This is a genomic window from Pseudoalteromonas sp. P1-26 (genome assembly GCF_001401795.1).
GTDB lineage: Bacteria > Pseudomonadota > Gammaproteobacteria > Enterobacterales > Alteromonadaceae > Pseudoalteromonas.
This window is the reverse complement of record NZ_LKDX01000003.1, coordinates 37,225-52,653: the sequence shown is the minus strand read 5'-3', so window position 1 is coordinate 52,653 and position 15,429 is coordinate 37,225. Positions and strand designations below refer to the sequence as shown.

The following is a 15,429-nucleotide window of genomic DNA, read 5'->3' as shown; positions in this document are numbered from 1 at the left end:
ACTGAAAGTTTAAATTTTTATGGTTTTTATTACATCCGCAGGCTGCTGATGATAGTGCAATGATTGAGCTTTCAAAGCGTCTAGATTATTATAGGCGGCCATAACCCCAATCCCATACATGTGCTCACAAGAGCATGCCAAATACTATCGGAGATAGCATGACTAGCTATAAAGTTTTAGACGTAAACGATGATTTACCGATCCGTACTAAAGGTGCGGTACACAGTGGTAAAGTGCGTTCAGTTTATTGGTTAACTGATGAAGACAGCGCTCGTTTAATTAATGACAAAGGTTATCAAGTTCCAAAAGGAACTGAGCTAGCTATTATGGTTATTTCTGACCGTATTTCTGCGTTTGATTGTATTTGGCAAGGTGAAAACGGTTTAAATGGTGTTCCTGGTAAAGGCATCGCGCTAAACTCTGTGGCATCTCATTGGTTTAAGTTATTTGATAAAGCAGGCCTTGCTGGTAACCATATTGTTGATATTCCACACCCTTATGTATGGATTGTGCGTAAAGCAAGTACTGTAAAAGTTGAAGCCATTGCTCGCCAATATATTACTGGCAGTATGTGGCGTGATTATGCGAAAGGCACGCGTAATTTCTGTGGTATTGATTTACCAGAGGGACTAGCTGCGAACCAAAAGCTAGATGAAGTTTTAATTACGCCATCAACGAAAGGCATTATCACAGGTGTTACTGACATTCCTGAAGTAGATGATGTGAACATTACTCGTGAAAACATCACTAATAACCTATCTGTTTTTAACTTCAAGTCTGAAGACGATGTGGCTAAATATGAGCAACTACTTGTTGAAGGCTTTAAGCTGATCAGTGATGAACTAGCGCAGCTTGACCAAATCTTTGTCGATACTAAATTTGAATTTGGTTATGTTGAAGACATTGATGGTTCAGATAAGCTTATCTACATTGATGAAGTAGGCACGCCTGATTCATCACGTATCTGGGATGGCCCAGCTTACCGTGACGGTAAAATCATTGAAAACTCAAAAGAGGGTTTCCGCCAGTTATTAATTAATAACGTGCCAGACAGCGATGTGTTATTAAATAAAGACCGCATGGACGAGCGTGAGCAGCTTGCTAAAGACTACACCTTGCCAGAATCAGTGATGCTTGAAGTGTCTGATACTTACGTTGGCATTGCGAGTAAAATCATTGGTCAAGAAATTACTATTCCAAGCGACCCACGTAGTGAAGTAATCGCTATTTTAGATAAAGAATACGGCTTAATTAAGCACAATTAATTGCTATTTTTTTAACTTAGATATGCTCTAAGTCAATATTATTAAAGCCAAGTTGGTTTTCTATTAAAACTGCTTGGCTTTTTTCTTGCTTTTCATACCCTCTCTCATTAACTTAAGCTAAGATTAATCTATACTTATTAGCAAACTAGGCTAAGCAAGGTTCAATTATGACGTTTTTTGCGCACTGTGCTCGCACGGTATGTTCTTTTGTAGTTCTGTGCTGTGCAGCAACTGCATTCGCTGCTGATATTTCATTTACCGTTCGTGATCAATTTGGTCAGCCTTTGGCTGATGCTGTCATCGAATTAGAAAATAATGCGAACTTACCACGTTCGCAATTACCCGTTGCTGTGATGGATCAGGTAAATAAGCAGTTTTCACCTAATGTATTGGTGATACAACAAGGGCAGTCTGTTGATTTTCCTAATAGCGATAATATTCGCCATCATGTTTATTCCTTTTCAAGTGCTAAACCTTTTAATATTAAGCTTTACGCTGACCGTCCAGAAAAACCAGAGTTGTTTGATAACAGCGGAGTTGTAGTTTTAGGCTGTAATATTCACGATTCTATGGTGGGTTATATCTATGTCGCAAATAGCGCTAATACACTAAAAACAGCAGAGGATGGCAAAGTACAATTAAAAGGGATTACTGTTCCAACTAGTATAACGATTTGGCACCCAAACCAAGCAAGTGAAATTAATAAAAAATTATCAGTCACTGTAACTGAGCAAGTCGCTGATATTACAATTAATACGAATGAACCTGCACCGCGTAATACGTTTGGTGAGATGTTTAAGGCAGATAATGATTCATAGTTTAAGAGGGCGGATCATAGCCTTATGCGTTAGCCTGGTTTTATTAACTAGTTTAGTCAGTTTAGCGAGCTCTTGGTGGTCGACAAATCGCTTTAACGATCAAAAGCTACGTGAAGATATTAATGTCGCTGAAAATGTTTTTAAGCAATATTTAAGCGCTAAAGAGAGCCTGCTATTAACTGCTGCAAAGGTGCTGACCGCAGATTTTGGCTTTAAACAAGCGGTCGCAACTCAAGACGCCGATACCATTAGTAGTGTATTGAATAACCACAGTCGTCGAATAAATGCTGATTTGATGTTGCTTGTGGATTTATCAGGGCAATTGGTCTCAGCAAATACTGAATTTAATCATAGGCCAGATGAGTTTTCTGCATTGATGAATGAATTACTCATTGATGCTGAGCAATCAAATTTCATTGTACTTGATCAAACCCTTTACCAAGTTATTTTACTGCCAGTACGTGCGCCGCGAACTGTTGCCTACAGTTTAGTGGGGTTCGAGATTAACGATCTGGTTGCTGCAGAGCTTAAAAACCTCACCACAATGGATGTGAGTTTTATTGGTGAAGATGATGGTGTGGTAGAGACATCGCTGCCCAAGCAACCACAAAGCACCTCTGTATTAGCGCATTTTAATAACGAGACAACGCAGCGCATATTTGGTGAAAAGCCGGTCTATAGAAACCGCCTGGTTGAACTTCCATCTTTGCCCGGACACCTAGTTTCTGTGCTATTAAGTGCTGATTTAACCCAGAGTTATCGTGAGTTTGAACAGCTGTTTTTCACCATTATTGTGCTTGCTGCTATTACGGTTGTGATAGGCGTATTGACCAGTGGAATCTTAGCTAAAAATCTCACAACACCGCTTTCAAAGCTTACTTTACTTGCGCAGCAATTTGCCCGTGGCAACTATAAAGCTGAATTTGTAGGTAAAAAGCAAAGTAGTGAAATCACCACCTTAATTGATGCCTTTAACAACATGGGTAACGACATTAAAGAGCGTGAACAGCAAATAAGTTTTCAAGCTAGCCATGATTCATTAACTGGCTTTTATACCCGTTCTGCTATGTTAGAAAACATGGAAAACTTGTTTGCCGAAGGGGCTGAGTACACACTGGTTGCTATAGATATCCGCGGCCTTCGCCATATCAATGATAAATTAGGCCCGCGTATTGGCGATGATTGTCTTAAAGCGGTTGCTGAGCGGATTGGTGAATACTCAGCTCATCATAATGGTGTTAATGCTCGGATTGGCGGTGACGAATTTTTAACTTTATTGCCAGCCGATGAAACGAAACAATTTAAAGATGCGGTAATGAAGTTAGTTGCTCAGTTACAGGCTGGCTACTTAATTCAAGGCTTAAACATTACGTTACGCTTTAGTGTTGGGGTGGTGCATTGCCTTTCGCAAAATGTCAGCCCTGAGGATTTAATGCGTCGCTCGTTAATTGCTGTTGATACCGCATCTTGCGAGCATAAAACTATTCATTATTATCAAGAAGGTGAAGACGAAGAACATCTTGAGCGCCTAGCAATAATTGATGAACTTAAGCAAGCCCTTGTTGATGATGACGGTCAGCTGTTCATGACCTATCAGCCAAAACTAAATATTAAAACTAATAGCATTGATAAAGTTGAGTCGTTAATCCGCTGGCAACGCAAAGACGGTCAGTGGGTTTCACCAGAACTGTTTATTGATTTAGCAGAGCAATCGGGGGTGATTGTTGAGTTAACTTCTTGGGTTGTTAAAACCGTAGTGTCGCAAGTTGCAGCATGGCAACAGCAAGGTATTACTATGCAGGCTGCAATTAATGTTTCTGCGCAAGATATTGCATACCCAAGCTTTTACTCACACCTTGCTAAACAGTTAGAAAAACATGCTGTTAATGGGCGCTTGATCACAATTGAGCTTACAGAACGCGATATGATTGAGAACGAAGAGCAAGGTATTAAGGCGCTAGAAAACCTCAAAACCTTGGGGGTTAAAATCTCGTTGGATGACTATGGTGTAGGGCAAACATCGCTTGGGCGCTTAAAGTCATTACCGATTGATGAGCTAAAACTTGATAAGTGTTTTATTTTGCAATTAGATCAGTCTCGTCAAGATCAATACATAGTGCAATCTACGGTTACTCTAGGTCATCAGCTGGGCTTTTCGGTTGTTGCTGAAGGGGTTGAGAACAAAAATTCACTGGATATTTTAGTGCAAAATAAATGCGATTATGCACAAGGGTATTATTTAAGTAGGCCACTAAAATCAGAGCAGTTTTTGCAGTGGTTAGAGGTGTACAATGAAGCGTCTTAATTGGTTGTTTGGGTTAACTTGCCTTGCTTTTACAAGTTCAGGGTTAGCTGCATCGGGTAAATTATTAGCAACGCCCGGAGTCTCCCAAGTTGAAGGTAGTGCGGGTGGTGGTATTGTCCCTTGGGCGCAACTTGCAGGCTATGCAAGTGATGATGAAATAGCAATAAATGGTTTTTGCAGCCGTGCAGACGTGAGTGATTACCGCTTAGATGTTTGTGGCGCGCAGCTAAATATTTATGATCGCGTTGAATTTAGTTACGCAGAGCAACGCTTCGAAGTTCCGGCATTAAATACCGATATTGAGCAATCAATTACAGGAGCGAAAGTGCGCTTATACGGCGATATCGTTTACAGTAAATGGCCGCAGCTGAGCTTGGGTGTGCAACATAAATCACTGGATGACGGCAGTATCGCAAACCTACTCGGTGCCAAAGACACCAGCGGTACCGACGTATATCTTGCTGCTAGTAAACTACATTTGGGCGCGCTTGCTGGGTATAACTGGTTTTGGAACACCACCTTTCGTTATAGCGATGCTAATCAGCTTGGCTTGTTAGGCTTTGGCGGCCCTGATAGCGATAAAGAATTGTTATTTGAAGCATCGACAGCTGTGTTTTTAACCCACCAAATAGCCGTTGGTGTTGAGTATCGTGAAAAGTCCAATAACCTAGGCTTAGGGGAGCAAGATTGGCAGGATGTGTTTGTTGCTTGGTTTCCTAATAAGTATGTTAGCGTGACTGCTGCTTGGTTAGACTTAGGAAGTATTGCTGGGGCTAAGGATCAAACAGGTTGGTATCTTTCTGTAACAGGGTATTGGTAATGATGAAAACACTTTTTACATTTGTATTTGCCGTTATGTTAGTTGGTTGTGCAAGTAGCAACAATAGCACCTTGTATCAGCAAATTAATGGCGAACAAGGAGTTGAAAAACTGGTTGATAGTTTTATCAATCAAATAGGCCGTGACGAACAAATTTTAGCTTATTTTAAACAAACGAATGTCGCCCATTTTCGACAAGGCTTTATTACTCATTTGTGTAGCGTCACAGACGGTCCTTGTGAATATAAAGGCGATAATATGGTTGATATCCACACCGGAATGAATATCCCTGAAAAAGACTTTAACCGTGTGGTAGAGCTTTTGATTAATGCTATGGACGAACAACAGATCCCGCAAACGGTACAAAATCAAATCCTTAGCCGCCTAGCACCGCTGCGCCCTGAGGTAATTGATATTTAGCTAATATAAACTTTAATTGTGGGCTGAAACAAAAATGTAATTTATGTACAATAGCTATTGATTTAAGTTATTAAGTTGTAAATGATGCAGTTATATTTTGATGTTCAACATCTATATTATATTCCACAATACCTGCCTGTTTTAAAGGAGTTAAAAGAAAAAGGCCACAAAGTCTCAATGGTTTTTTATAAAGAACAAGATGAGCGCAGTCGTGCAGTATGCTGTGACTTTATAGATAAAAATGCAATAGTTGCAAAGTGGTTAACAAACACAAGTGAAACCTTTGACTTTTATCAGAACTCAGATGCAGATTGGGTCGTATTTGGCAATACATTCGCAGGTGCTGAGGATTTAAATAAAAAGACTGTACTGATGCAGCATGGGATAGGCCCAAAACAGTGTTATTACGACGTATCGAACAACAAGATGACAGTGCGGTTTGTTGAAGGTGAACACCGACTTCAACGTTTAAAAACACTCTATCCTGAAGGTAACTTTATTGATAGCGGCTACGCAAAATTAGACCCTATTTTTAATCAGACTCTTGGTACTATAAGCCTCAAAAATCTAGGCCTAGATCCAACAAAAAAAACTTTGCTGTATGCGCCTACTTTTTATCCGAGTTCTTTAGAATGTTTCAGCGATGATTTCCCTGAGCATTTTGATGAATTTAATATTATCGTTAAGCCTCATTTCTTTAGTTTGTTTAAGAAAAAATATAAAAAACAACGCCTAAAGCTTGAGAAGTGGGCTAGCGCTAAGAATGTTTACCTTGCTAATGAGTTCGATTTTGACCTTACTCCTTTTTTAGAACTTGCTGATATAATGATTTCTGATGCATCGTCAGCCATATTTGAGTTTGCAGCATTAGAAAAGCCTGTTATCTGGTGTGATTTCTATAAGCTGCGCTGGTCTTACAGAGGTATTTTTTCTTATAGGTTAAAAGCTCGACTTGATGAAGATATCAAATACTTCAATGAGCTATGTACTCGTGCAGGAAGTTATAAAGATTTAAAGCAGTTATTAACTTCAAGTGTTAACGAAACAGCCGAATTTAAAGAAAAAAGAAAAGAAATAGTCTATAAACTGGCAGGTATTACGGATGGTCACTCTGCTAAGAGAATTGTATCTTATTTAGAGGAGCACCAATGAAACGGGTAATTACATTTGGTACGTTCGATATTTTTCATGTGGGACACATCAATATATTAGAACGAGCTAAAGCGTTAGGAGATTATTTAATAGTTGGTGTATCTTCCGATGAACTAAACTTCTCTAAGAAAGGTCGAAAGCCCGTATATAGTGAAGCTGATAGGCTGAAAATTATTAGTTCATTGAAGTGTGTCGACGAAGTATTTGTAGAGCATTCTCTAGAATTAAAAGGTGAGTATATAAAAGATCATCAAGCCCATTTGCTAGTTATGGGGGACGATTGGGCTGGTCGATTTGATCAATTTAGCCAACTTTGTGATGTAACTTATTTAGAGCGTACTCCCTCTATCTCTACAACAGAAATAATAGAAGTTGTGAGGCAACCTTCAAACTGTCATTTATAATTAATAAAATAGCTGTATGCGCTTACGTTCAATCAAAAATAAGATGTGTATATGGCTTTTTTATTTATCTCTCGCAACAATGTGCACGCCCGCTATTACAAAGAACTGACTAGGAAACTGCCTTTAAAGAGTAAAGTGCACTGCATGGGCTTACCTAGATTTACTGCTCTTAAATACTTTAGCAAGGCAATACAAATTGATTTTAGTAAAATAATCTCGGAGCAACTATTACGTAAACAAGCGCGTAATAGTTTATGGAATAACCCGCTAATAATTAAAAGTTACTCTGCTTTGATGCTGCTGGTGGAGCGGTGTCGGTTCGCTAAGTATTATGATTTATTGAAGTCAGAATCGCCACAAGCTTTAGTCATTTGGAATGGTAATAAATTACCGAATGTTACTGTTTGTATGGCTGCTAAGGCTTTAGGAGTGACCACCTATTACTATGAAAATGGGTTACTGCCCGGAACAACAAGCTTAGATCCAAAAGGTATTAATTTTGCGGCTTCTGTACCGCGAGATAGTCAATTCTATTTAAACTTTGATCCGCAGGGGAAGTTGCCATTTTCTGCGCCTGATTTAATTCCTAGAGCGAACCATAAAAAGCGTTGTAAGTTTGACGCAATCGAGTTACCCAAAAAATACTTATTTGTGCCATTTCAAGTTCCACACGATACTCAAATAGCTTGTTACTCTCCTTGGCTTAAGTCAATGGAAGAGTATTACGATGCTGTTGTTTCAGCTGTAAAACAGTTAAATGATCCAGAACTTAAAGTTGTTTTTAAAGAACATCCTTCATGGCATAAGCACTATGAGCACTTGTACGATAGAAATGATGTTGCCGTTTTTGCCAACGGAAATTGTACTCGAGAACTTATTAATGGTGCTGAAGCCGTTATAACTATTAACTCGACAGTTGGCTTAGAATCTTTATTACTTGATAAAAAAGTGATTACCTTGGGGCTTGCTTGTTACAACATTGATGAGCTCGTACTAAACGCAAGTGATCAAACTGCCTTGATTAAAAGCTTGGAAAAACTACAAAATGGCTGGCAGACCAACAGTATTCTGAGAGATAAGTTTTTTACCTACTTAAAGCATGTGTATTGCTTGCCTGGTGTTTGGAAAGAATGTACAACTGAGCATGTTGAAGCGGTCGAAAAACGCTTAACTCAACAAGATACATTTGCACAGCTATCGCAAAAGGAAAGCTAATGAAGAACATCGTCTCGCCAGAATGGCTTAACGAGCATTTAAACCAGGATAACTTGGTTGTCTTTGATGCAGGAATGGTGCGCCCTGGTTTACCGGGTGAGTATGCACCTAAGGCTATGCTGCCTAATGCACAGCGTTTTGATTTCAAAAAGACGCTGGCAGATAACAGTAATCCTGTACCAAGTATGATGTGCAGTACCGGGCAGTTCACAGAACATATGCAGCTTGCTGGGGTTAACCAAGACTCTCTGGTTGTGATTTATGAAGACCAAGGCTTATTCAGTTCAGCGCGTGCGTGGTGGATGTTTAAAGCAATGGGCTTTGATAATGTAAAAGTGTTAAGTGGCGGTTTAGCTAAGTGGCAGGCACTTGGTTTTGCTACACAAGCAAGCTATTCAGCTGCTTATGGTCAAGGCAATTTTGTTGCCAGCCCGCGTGCTGATTACTTTATTAGTGCTGAGCAAGTACTTAACTCACTTGACGAACAAAGCACACTAACACTCGATGCTCGCCCTTATGAGCGCTTTACCGGTGAACACGCTGAGCCGCGCGAAGGTATGCGCAGTGGTCATATTCCAAATAGTCGCAGTTTATCTCTAGCAACAGTGCTAAATAACGGTGAGCTTAAACCGCTTAGCGAATTGCAGGCATTATTTGAACAACACATAGCGCCGCATCACACCCAGTTGCAGTTTAGCTGTGGTTCAGGTGTAACCGCTTGTGCAATTGCATTGTGTGCCGATGAATGCGGTTACGCTAACTTACGTGTTTACGATGGCTCATGGAGTGAGTGGGGCGCTCGTCACGACCTACCTATTGAAACAGGTCCGCACCAATAAACTCAGCGTAATTTTGCCAGCTGCCGATACTGTTTTTATTCAATGGCTGGCGAATTTGCTTTTTACTCGCCGTGGCTGATGCCGCATTGCTTTTATAAAAAGTGAGGCAGTTTTCCTGCCAGCTTAAATCACAAAACGCATAGAGCTTTTGCGTTTGTAGGGTCGGCTCAGCCACCAATTGCTCATAGCTTTGCAAAAAAACGTTCTCAGGATACTTGTTGGCAAAATGACTGACTAATGCCGAGTAATCTTGATGGAATGAGGCAATATCTTCAAGTGTAAAACTGTAGTGATGGAACACACTTTGCGGGCTATACATCTGCCTAAAATTGGCAATGCTGCAATCTTGCCAGCCCCGCTGCATACAAACGATTTTCGCATTAGGAAAAGCCGCTAAAATAAAATCAATATAGTAAAAGTTAAATGGCTGTTTATCACAACTTCTTAGGCCGTCACTTAGCAGCTCGGCTCTTTGTTGATAGCTAGCCAATGCTGTTTTTATTGCCTCAGATTCATATGCCTTATCGAGCATTTCGCTGTCAATCACACGAGCTGATTGCGTGGCGTCTTGTATGAGTTGCGCAATATCATTAAACTCCCCAACCCCTTGCAGTTGTGTACTTTGATTAAGGATTTTTTCAACTAAGGTTGTGCCAGAGCGGGGAAGGCCAACAACAAAAACGGGTGAGAACTCAGAGTCACTACTAGCTGGTGCTTGCTGTTTGCTTTGAGTAATGAGCTTTTGACAAAAGTGGTGGTGTTGGCTTGCTTGATAGTTAAGTTTACCGGCTATCGCTTGCTTACTTAGTGCAAAGTATTTAAATGCATTTTTGTAGTCATTAAGGTGCTCATAATTAAGGGCAAGACTATGAAAATACACTTGCTGTTCAACAATGCTTTTTTCTTTATCCGCCAAGGCTTGAAGTTTTTGGATATGTTGCTCTGCATCTATAATAGTATTAAGTTCAGCCTGCGAATAGTGGGCTTGATAAAAGCTAGGTTGCTTTGTGGTTAGTTGCTGCAATAAGCTTTTAGCTTCATCGAACAGTCCGTGAATTTTATAACACACCGCCAAATTATAGCTAATTTGTGGGTTATCTTTATTGCGCTGGTAGGCTGCTTGTTGGAAGCTAAGAGCGTCGTCATAATGCCCTAAACGGGTCGCAATGTTGGCTAATGTATCAAAGTCTGCGCCACTAAAACCAGCTGTTTGTATAGCGCTTTGATAATGCACAGCTGCATTACTGACTTTGCCTAACAGTACGTATAACTTGGCAAGTGCTAAATGATAAACTGCAAAAGGGGCTAGGCTTAGCGCTTTTTCAAGGAGCTTAATAGCTTTGTTGATATCGCCAGCTGCGGTGTTGACTTCGCTGAGTAAAAAGTAACAAACGTGGTCTTCAGGATTTTGTTTTAGGCGCTGCACAAGTAGGTGATGTGCATCGTTTAGTTGTTTATTTGCTAACAACTGTTGGATATGAGCGCGAAGCGCTTGTTGGGTATCATTTAGCATAAGCGCATATTATATCAATTCACCAGAAACTTAATTTTATACCAATCCAATAATACTTAATCATTTTGAGGGATTAAACCTGTCGCTAGCTGCGTTAAAAATTTCTGATTTACGACTGCATGGATGCAGAAGGTAGAGCAATGCAGGAGCAATTGCCGAGAACAACTAAATAACGAAATTTTTGCCTTGCTATCAACGAGGTCTTCTTGCCTCAAAATAGACCAATTAATTAAGCGAATTGGTATTAAAAAGCCCTGCCTGAAGGTGGCAAGGCTTTTATGGGTATGTTTAATTACAGCTCAAAGTTGTAGCTAAACTTCATACCGATAGTACGCGGCGCTGTGGTGTAGTGACCATAAACACGCTGTAGCTCAGGTAGCTCTTTATTAAGCTCAGCATATTGCGACATACCAGCCCAAGACTTATCACGACGTACAGAAGTGAATGCGTACTTATCGAATAAGTTGTCTACGTAAAGCGTTGCAGACCACATATCACCAGTAATTTTGGCAGATAAGTTACTTAGTGCATAACCTGGTAATACTTCGCCGTCTGCTTTTAAGCCTACTTTGGTGATCACATCGCTTTGCGCTGTGATACCGTAGTTTACGCTTAATAACTTATCACCTAAGACATCTTGCTCGTAACGAAGACCAAACGAGAATTGATGCTCAGGAGCGCCCGGTAAACGGTCGCCTTTGGCACCATCATAGTAGCTTTGGTACTGTGCTAAGTCATCGCCTAACACACCAAATAAGTAAGGCGCATCTTCGGTCAATTCAGCCTTTGCATACGCGTATGTCGCATATGCAGCCCAATTATCACCAATCATTGCGCGAGTAGAAAGCTCAACACCTTTCGAATTAGCAGAGCCTGCATTTGAGGTAATTAGCTCTTGACCATTTACGGTGCTGCTACCCACTTGTGCATCTTTCCAATCAACATTAAATAGCGCCGCATTAAAATGTAGGCGGTTACGTAACCATGATGACTTAAAGCCTAGCTCGTAGTTGACCGTTGTATCTGGTTTGTAATCTTCTTCGTTTGGCAGGGCACAAACAATTTGTTGCTCAGGTAATACATCAGGGCAAGGAGCAATACCGTTACCACCACCAATACGGAAACCTTCACTCACGGTAAAGTAAGCAAGTACACCATTATCGAATGTATAGTTAGCATTAAACTTAAATAAGTTACCGTTATCGCTAGCGCTCACATTTTCCATAACAAGGTTATCTAGTGAATCAAAATCACCAGAATAAAGCGGTGTAGCAGAGCCTGATGTTGTTGATACATCGTATTCGTAAAAACGAGCACCTAAAGTTACATCAAACTGATCTGTGATGCTGTAGCCGACTTCACCAAAAAGTGCTTTTTCAGTGGTCTCGCTATCTGAAATTAGAATGTACTCAAGGTCTTGTTCAACATTTGGAATACCACCACCCCAGTACTCAGTCAGACCCGGCGTGTACTCACGATCATCAGAGTAACTTTCTACTTTGTTGTAGAAGCCGCCTACAATCCAGCTAAAAGCACTATTACTATTTGAAACTAAACGAAGCTCTTGCGTAAATGTATCGCGATCTGAGGTATCGTGCGTGTAGCCAACAAAAGAAGGGAAATCGGCATAGCCTGACCAAATATCGTAAAGTAGATCAGTTTGATCGCGCTGACCAGATTGCTCATAGCTAGACCAACCAGATGCAGATACCAGCTCAGCAAAACCAAGATCTGCTTTTACTTCTAAGCTTAATAAATCGTTTTCTTCTTCACCTGGTTCAAGTACACGAGCTACGTTTTCGTACTTTCCTGGGACACCTTGTAGCGCACTGCTATCAGCAAGAGAGCCGTATTGCGATGTCGAGTTACCGCCATTTTCTTGCTTTTGATAGAAGTAGTTTAGCGTTGCATCAATATCTTCGGTTGCAAGCCAACGAAGTGATAAACGTGCAGTGGTGATTTGCTCATCGTTAACATCGCTTACGCTTTTTAAGTTGGCATTTACATCGCTGCTGTCTGAAAAATCAGGATTTGGGTTTGATACACCCGGTTCTTGAACCACGTGGGTGTAGTCAATGTAACCAGGGTTATCGTAATAATTTAAGCTAGCACGAAGCGCTAGTTTTTCTTCAATTAGCGGGGTATTGAATACCACACCAAACTCACCGCCAGTGCCGTCACTTTCGTTAATGCTAAATACATCGCCTGTAACCTTACCTTCGGTGATATCAAGCTCTGGTTGTTTTAGTAAGTAACGAATTGCACCACCTAAAGTACCTGCACCATACAGTGTACCTTGTGGGCCAATTAGCACTTCAACACGGTCAACGTCAGTTAAACGTAAGTCGATGCTAAGTGGAATTTCACCAACATAGGTTGCCACTGTGCCACTATCAGAAATACGGTCAGAAGTATTTGTATTCAAACCACGAACGATAATCGGAGAACCTTCACGGCCACCTTGATCAGAAATTGTTAAGCCAGGTACCCAGCGTGCGACATCTTCTAGATCACCAATGTTTTGGTCGCTAATTACATCGCCATTGAGCGCTGTGATATTAAGCGGTGCATCTTGCACAGAGCCTGCACGTCGTGTTGCAGTAATTTGAATAGTTTCAATTGATTTATCAACTTCGATAGCATCTTCTGCAGCAAACGCCATATTGCTATTGATTAAAACTGCAGAAATTGCACTTGCAAGTAGAGCAGGCTTAAAAGTGTTCATGATTGATTCCGACTTAGTTACAGTAAATTTATGCTTAAAAAATAGACGTTACTAGTAATTTAAGCTTAAAAATTGATGATTTAGTGAATTTATATCCAATTATAATGTATTTTTATTCTTATCGTCCATGCGTTATTTGCAATTAAATGCAAAATATTTGAATAAATACTCTGTAAGAGGTTAGCTATCGGAATAAGGGCAATGAGTACAGCCATTACTACAGCAGTGGCCACGTTTTAAAAAGAACCAGCGGCTAAATACCATGTAGTTGTTTTGCATGGTGTAATCGAGATTTTCTATTAAATTACCTTGAGTAAAATAAGGCTTAGCGAAGGCAACCTGCTGTTCAAGAGGCTGTTGGTAAAGTTTAGATAAAAATGAATTGATCTTTTTTATAGTACAGTCTCGGCATAAACATTCTGTTGCAGCCTCATCGAGTGGTAAAATGTTGGGCAGCTCACTACACCAACAGGCATTAATATTGTCGGCTTGGCAGTTAAGCGTTGCTTTGCATTGTGAGCAAGTAAGGGTTGTCATTAAGTAAAAAGATGCTTTGAGATTGAAAAGGTAAGCATAGCAAATGGATAAATTAGACGCATTAGATGAGTTTGCCCGCTTTGGTGATAACCGATTTGAGGCAATCTCAGTAATTACCAGTACTCCAGACACACAAGGTGGTGTCCATACTCTGACGCAAGATGTTTTCTGTCAGGTTTTACAGCGTGTTATAGACGGCGAAATAGATATCGATGAATTAGAACTTTGGGCAAACGTAGTCGAGTCTAGGCAAGACATCGACGAAAGCGCCGTTGAAGGGGCTATTTATGCGCTAAGTAATAACGAGCAAATGGGTGAGTTGAGTACAAGTACGCTAAAGAAGTTATTAGCAGTGACTTTAGGCTGAAAGAATTTTATACCTTTCAGCCTAAGGCATTTACTGCTTACTATTTATGGTAGCTTAAGCAGGTTTCCACTTCGTTCTTCGAACCTAAAATCACCGCCACACGTTGGTGAATAGCATCAGGTTGAATGTCCATGATGCGCTCAGTGCCTGTTGAGGCAATACCGCCAGCTTGTTCGATTAACATTGCCATTGGGTTTGCTTCGTATAATAAACGTAATTTGTTAGGTTTATTTGGATCTTTCGTGTCGGTTGGGTAAGTAAAAATACCACCACGGCATAATACACGGTGCACATCACCTACCATTGCAGCAATCCAGCGCATGTTAAAGTTACGACCACGCGGTCCAGTATCACCAGCAATTAAGTCATTGATGTAATTTTGCATTGCTGGTTGCCAATGGCGTTGGTTTGAAGTATTGATTGCAAATTCGCTAGTCTCTTCAGGTACGGTTGCAAAATCTTGCGTTAATAAGAAGGTACCGTGCGTTTTATCTAAGGTGAAAAAGCGTGTGCCTTTGCCAGTTGTTAACGCCAGCACGGTTGATGGGCCATATAATACATAACCCGCTGCAACTTGGTTTTTACCCGGTTGCATAAAAATACTAGGATCAGCCGGATCAGCCCCTTCAGGCGCCGCCATAATTGAGAAAATCGTACCAACGAGTGAGTTGATATCAGTATTTGATGAGCCATCAAGTGGGTCGAATGCAACAATGTAGTTGGCATCTGGATTACCCGCAACGGTGAAGTCTTCTTCTTCAGAGGCAATGGCTTTTACGTAGCCCGATTCTAATAAAATATCTTTTAAAAGTTGGTTAGTTAGAACATCGAGTTTTTTCTGAGTTTCACCCTGAATGTTTTCGTCTAGGGTTGAGCCTAATACGCCAGATAGGGCGCCTTGACCAACACGAAATGAAATTTCTTTACATGCCGCAAGTACCGTTCTGATCAATGAGATCAGTTCACGAGGGCAACCATCTTCTAACAATACCGGTGGGAGTCTACGCATTCTATTTTCCTGATAACGTTGTAGCCAGACATTTTTAGTGT

Annotated in this window: 14 protein-coding genes; 10 read left to right on the top strand and 4 right to left on the bottom strand. The window is 40.6% G+C overall.

Going from position 1 to position 15,429, the window contains the following annotated elements; all coding sequences use genetic code 11:
- Nucleotides 1–158: 158 nt before the first annotated feature.
- From AN394_RS02915 to AN394_RS02875, 9 genes are all read left to right on the top strand, one after another.
- Nucleotides 159–1,265: a phosphoribosylaminoimidazolesuccinocarboxamide synthase gene (locus AN394_RS02915; protein ID WP_054561015.1), complete on the top strand. Its 1,107-nt coding sequence runs from the start codon at nucleotides 159–161 to the stop codon at nucleotides 1,263–1,265.
- A 167-nt stretch (nucleotides 1,266–1,432) separates the two neighbouring features.
- On the top strand, nucleotides 1,433–2,083 hold the full coding sequence (locus AN394_RS02910) for a methylamine utilization protein (RefSeq protein WP_055020758.1): 651 nt from the start codon (nucleotides 1,433–1,435) through the stop codon (nucleotides 2,081–2,083).
- Nucleotides 2,073–4,388: an EAL domain-containing protein gene (locus AN394_RS02905; RefSeq protein ID WP_055020757.1), complete on the top strand. Its 2,316-nt coding sequence runs from the start codon at nucleotides 2,073–2,075 to the stop codon at nucleotides 4,386–4,388. Before AN394_RS02910 ends, AN394_RS02905 begins: the two co-directional genes overlap by 11 nt.
- Nucleotides 4,375–5,208: a DUF3034 family protein gene (locus AN394_RS02900; protein WP_055020756.1), complete on the top strand. Its 834-nt coding sequence runs from the start codon at nucleotides 4,375–4,377 to the stop codon at nucleotides 5,206–5,208. The genes AN394_RS02905 and AN394_RS02900 overlap by 14 nt, the downstream gene beginning before the upstream one ends.
- A complete protein-coding gene (locus tag AN394_RS02895) occupies nucleotides 5,208–5,627 on the top strand; it encodes a group 1 truncated hemoglobin (RefSeq protein WP_054561011.1) in 420 nt (139 codons plus the stop codon). The genes AN394_RS02900 and AN394_RS02895 overlap by 1 nt, the downstream gene beginning before the upstream one ends.
- 81 nt (nucleotides 5,628–5,708) lie before the next feature.
- Entirely contained in the window at nucleotides 5,709–6,779 is a 1,071-nt protein-coding gene (locus tag AN394_RS02890; RefSeq protein ID WP_327077752.1) for a CDP-glycerol glycerophosphotransferase family protein, read from the top strand.
- Nucleotides 6,776–7,183: an adenylyltransferase/cytidyltransferase family protein gene (locus AN394_RS02885; RefSeq protein WP_054561010.1), complete on the top strand. Its 408-nt coding sequence runs from the start codon at nucleotides 6,776–6,778 to the stop codon at nucleotides 7,181–7,183. The genes AN394_RS02890 and AN394_RS02885 overlap by 4 nt, the downstream gene beginning before the upstream one ends.
- A gap of 51 nt (nucleotides 7,184–7,234) precedes the next feature.
- Nucleotides 7,235–8,398: a capsular biosynthesis protein gene (locus AN394_RS02880; protein ID WP_055020755.1), complete on the top strand. Its 1,164-nt coding sequence runs from the start codon at nucleotides 7,235–7,237 to the stop codon at nucleotides 8,396–8,398.
- Nucleotides 8,398–9,237, top strand: coding sequence for a sulfurtransferase (locus AN394_RS02875; RefSeq protein ID WP_054561008.1), 840 nt, complete (start codon nucleotides 8,398–8,400; stop codon nucleotides 9,235–9,237). Before AN394_RS02880 ends, AN394_RS02875 begins: the two co-directional genes overlap by 1 nt.
- Here AN394_RS02875 and AN394_RS02870 read toward each other — a convergent pair.
- From AN394_RS02870 to AN394_RS02860, 3 genes are all read right to left on the bottom strand, one after another.
- The gene (locus tag AN394_RS02870; protein ID WP_055020754.1) at nucleotides 9,212–10,750 is read right to left on the bottom strand and encodes a sulfotransferase; all 1,539 of its coding nucleotides are present in this window, start codon (nucleotides 10,748–10,750) and stop codon (nucleotides 9,212–9,214) included. The genes AN394_RS02875 and AN394_RS02870 overlap by 26 nt on opposite strands.
- 292 nt (nucleotides 10,751–11,042) lie before the next feature.
- Nucleotides 11,043–13,475, bottom strand: a complete 2,433-nt coding sequence (locus AN394_RS02865) for a TonB-dependent receptor (protein WP_055020753.1) — start codon at nucleotides 13,473–13,475, stop codon at nucleotides 11,043–11,045.
- Nucleotides 13,476–13,655: 180 nt separating this feature from the next.
- Nucleotides 13,656–14,012 carry a DUF5522 domain-containing protein gene (locus tag AN394_RS02860; RefSeq protein WP_055020752.1) on the bottom strand — a complete coding sequence of 119 codons (357 nt, stop codon included), beginning with the start codon at nucleotides 14,010–14,012 and terminating at the stop codon, nucleotides 13,656–13,658.
- Between the two features lie 43 nt (nucleotides 14,013–14,055).
- On the opposite strand from AN394_RS02860, the gene AN394_RS02855 reads away from it, so the two are divergent.
- Entirely contained in the window at nucleotides 14,056–14,379 is a 324-nt protein-coding gene (locus AN394_RS02855; protein ID WP_054561005.1) for a hypothetical protein, read from the top strand.
- 40 nt (nucleotides 14,380–14,419) lie between these two features.
- On the opposite strand, the gene AN394_RS02850 is transcribed toward AN394_RS02855, so the two are convergent.
- Entirely contained in the window at nucleotides 14,420–15,388 is a 969-nt protein-coding gene (locus AN394_RS02850) for a class 1 fructose-bisphosphatase (RefSeq protein WP_055020751.1), read from the bottom strand.
- Between the last annotated feature and the right edge of the window lie 41 nt (nucleotides 15,389–15,429).

Bases quoted from the DNA above. Each gene is read 5' to 3' on its own strand.
- AN394_RS02915 (WP_054561015.1), top strand. From the start codon at position 159: ATGACTAGCTATAAAGTTTTAGACGTAAACGATGATTTACCGATCCGT.
- AN394_RS02910 (WP_055020758.1), top strand. From the start codon at position 1,433: ATGACGTTTTTTGCGCACTGTGCTCGCACGGTATGTTCTTTTGTAGTT.
- AN394_RS02905 (WP_055020757.1), top strand. From the start codon at position 2,073: ATGATTCATAGTTTAAGAGGGCGGATCATAGCCTTATGCGTTAGCCTG.
- AN394_RS02900 (WP_055020756.1), top strand. From the start codon at position 4,375: ATGAAGCGTCTTAATTGGTTGTTTGGGTTAACTTGCCTTGCTTTTACA.
- AN394_RS02895 (WP_054561011.1), top strand. From the start codon at position 5,208: ATGATGAAAACACTTTTTACATTTGTATTTGCCGTTATGTTAGTTGGT.
- AN394_RS02890 (WP_327077752.1), top strand. From the start codon at position 5,709: ATGATGCAGTTATATTTTGATGTTCAACATCTATATTATATTCCACAA.
- AN394_RS02885 (WP_054561010.1), top strand. From the start codon at position 6,776: ATGAAACGGGTAATTACATTTGGTACGTTCGATATTTTTCATGTGGGA.
- AN394_RS02880 (WP_055020755.1), top strand. From the start codon at position 7,235: ATGGCTTTTTTATTTATCTCTCGCAACAATGTGCACGCCCGCTATTAC.
- AN394_RS02875 (WP_054561008.1), top strand. From the start codon at position 8,398: ATGAAGAACATCGTCTCGCCAGAATGGCTTAACGAGCATTTAAACCAG.
- AN394_RS02870 (WP_055020754.1), bottom strand. From the start codon at position 10,750: ATGCTAAATGATACCCAACAAGCGCTTCGCGCTCATATCCAACAGTTG.
- AN394_RS02865 (WP_055020753.1), bottom strand. From the start codon at position 13,475: ATGAACACTTTTAAGCCTGCTCTACTTGCAAGTGCAATTTCTGCAGTT.
- AN394_RS02860 (WP_055020752.1), bottom strand. From the start codon at position 14,012: ATGACAACCCTTACTTGCTCACAATGCAAAGCAACGCTTAACTGCCAA.
- AN394_RS02855 (WP_054561005.1), top strand. From the start codon at position 14,056: ATGGATAAATTAGACGCATTAGATGAGTTTGCCCGCTTTGGTGATAAC.
- AN394_RS02850 (WP_055020751.1), bottom strand. From the start codon at position 15,388: ATGCGTAGACTCCCACCGGTATTGTTAGAAGATGGTTGCCCTCGTGAA.